The 2,401-nt window shown below is 57.5% G+C and carries 2 protein-coding genes and 1 pseudogene; 2 read left to right on the top strand and 1 reads right to left on the bottom strand.

Features of this window, described 5'->3' with window-relative positions:
- Positions 1 to 243, top strand: a pseudogene (locus tag RT018_RS14380) (amino acid ABC transporter ATP-binding protein); the annotation flags it as partial.
- An 89-nt stretch (positions 244 to 332) separates the two neighbouring features.
- Here the strand turns inward: RT018_RS14380 and spoIID are convergent.
- Positions 333 to 1,355, bottom strand: a complete 1,023-nt coding sequence (gene spoIID / locus RT018_RS14385; protein ID WP_312943011.1) for a stage II sporulation protein D — start codon at positions 1,353 to 1,355, stop codon at positions 333 to 335.
- Between the two features lie 439 nt (positions 1,356 to 1,794).
- Here spoIID and RT018_RS14390 point away from each other — a divergent pair.
- The coding region (locus tag RT018_RS14390) for a hypothetical protein (RefSeq protein WP_312943012.1) at positions 1,795 to 2,401 on the top strand (607 nt) is incomplete at its 3' end.

Here is a 2,401-nt window from a genome sequence, read left to right on the forward strand (position 1 = left end):
CCCACCTCCGCACTGGACCCGGAGATGGTGGGCGAGGTGCTGGACGTGATGAAGGACCTGGCCAGGGAGGGAATGACCATGCTGGTGGTAACCCACGAGATGGCCTTCGCCCGGGATGTGAGCAGCCGGGTGGTGTATATGAATCAGGGCGTTATCTACGAGGAAGGCACGCCGGAAGAGCTTTTTGGCAATCCCCATATGCAGGAAACTCGGGATTTTCTCTCCCGCTTCCGCAGCGTGTAAGCGGCAGGAAATATCTCTGGCACTCGCCTGCGCGCCTTTTCAAACAACAAAAGAGCTTGAGGACATAAAATCCTCAAGCTCTTTTTTAACTATGAAAACCGCTCCGGCGTGTGTACCGCCACGGTGACGCCGGTATAGTAATGGGTGATGATCTCCTTCCAATCCTTGCCGTCCTTTGCCATCTGCTGGGCGCCATACTGGCTCATGCCCACGCCGTGGCCATACCCGGTGACGAAGAAGACGATTTTTCCATCCGCCACCTCCGCTTCAAAGGTGGAGGAGCGCAGGGAAAAAATGGTGCGCAGCTTCGTACCCCGAACGCTGATGCCGCCCACGGTGACAGATTCCACATTTCTATCATCGCCGATGACCCAAGCCTTCATCCAGCCGGAGACAGGACCGGACAGGTCCGCCTCGGGATACGCTTGCAAAAACATTTTTTTAAACTCTGCAAAGGTAAACTCCGCACGGCTGTAATAATTGGGTACGCCCTCTCCCTCCGGGCTTTCCACACTCTGGAGATAGGGCAGATCGTTGGTCCACACCTCTCCTGCCCGCTTTGTGGTTCTGGCGGAGGAGGAGTGAAACACCGCCAGAATCGGCTGGCCGCCGTAAAGAATTGTCTGCCCATCCGTAAGGGCGACGGCGTTTTCCACCTTCGCTTCATAGGCTTGGGCGTTGTCCCCCCAGTTGGACATGGCGGTTTCCTTATCCAGATATGCCTGACAACAGGTGTGATCGCCACAGATATCCGCCGTGTTGCCGTGGTTCCCGCCGGAAGACATCTTATACATCGTATAGGTCCGTGCCGCCACCGCCTGGGCACACAGGGCCTGCTGCTCGAAGGAGGCGGGCATCTCCGCCCGTACCACGCCTTGAAGATACTCTCCCATGGTCATGGTCTTCACCTCGTCCCCCAGCAGAACGCGGATGGTATAGGACCCGTCCGTCTCTCCTTGGGGCAGCAGCTCTATTTCCGGCTCTACCAGTTTCACCTCCCGCTTCGTCCCCACGCCCGTTTCCCGCAGAACTACATGGGTCGTCACGGTAATCAGCGGAAGCAAAAAAAGCAGGCCCAGCAGCACCACCGATATGCCCAGATACCGTCTCATCTCGTTTCCTTTCCCGCCGGTTCAAGAAATACTCCTCTTGAACAGCCTGTACACTTTCCTTAAATCCATCGGATTGGACCTGCAATCCGCCGCTTCTCCAACATATGCGCGGAAGACGCAAAACAGTCCTACGCAAAAATTGTTGAATTTTGCGGCGTTTGATTATAGCATGGATTGTCCGAAACGGCAACCGTGGGTAGGGGTAGGTTTTCCCCCGGCACGGTGTGGACAAACCACCGCCGCTGGCGTATAATGTCCCCAGTATTTGCCCCTCGGCGGCATTGACAACTGCGCATGCGCGCAACTCCTCTTCCGGAGGAACACAACGCCCCGGACAAAGGGGATCCGCCGATTGCGAAGGCATGGTAAACCGGACGGACGAAAACGTAATTTATTATTTGTGCCGGGCTCTATGCCCCGGCTTTTAAGGAGGACCCAGATGAAACACTCTACGGCTATGGCTGTTCTGACGACAGCGGGGGGCACGGCAGCCTTTTTTCTGCGGCTGGCGCAGACGCGCACCGGCTTTAATCCGGAAACGGGACTGAGCGTTACCGGAAATTTCTATGGGCGCCTTTTGTGGGTTTTGCTGGCTCTCATAGGGGTAGCTCTGTTTTTGCTGGTTCACCGCCTGCCTGACCGCCGTCCCGATCCCCGTACGTTTCAGGATGTCTTTTCCGCACAAGGAACCGTGCCCCTGCTGATATCCGGGCTTTTCCTGCTGATCCTATCCGGGATGGCGGAGATACACGTTGCCCTTTCGTCCCCCATGTACTTTTCCGGCGATGGAGCTCCTCCGGCGGGAGTTGCATTGGCCTGTGGCTGCCTGACGGCGCTGTCCGCTCTGTGTTTGCTGCCCACCGTTTTTTCCGCGGCGACGGGGCGCCGCTCTCGCCGCCGCAGGGCTGTACCGTCGGTTTTGTTGTTGCCCGCCCCGGTGGCACTGGTGTTTCATCTAGTGTTGGACTATCGCGCTCGCGCCGCAAACCCTGCATTGGAATCCTATGCGCCGGAGCTGCTGGCGCTGGGTTTTGCCGCGCTGGCCT

Source organism: Oscillibacter sp. (assembly GCF_032060045.1).
GTDB lineage: Bacteria > Bacillota > Clostridia > Oscillospirales > Oscillospiraceae > Oscillibacter.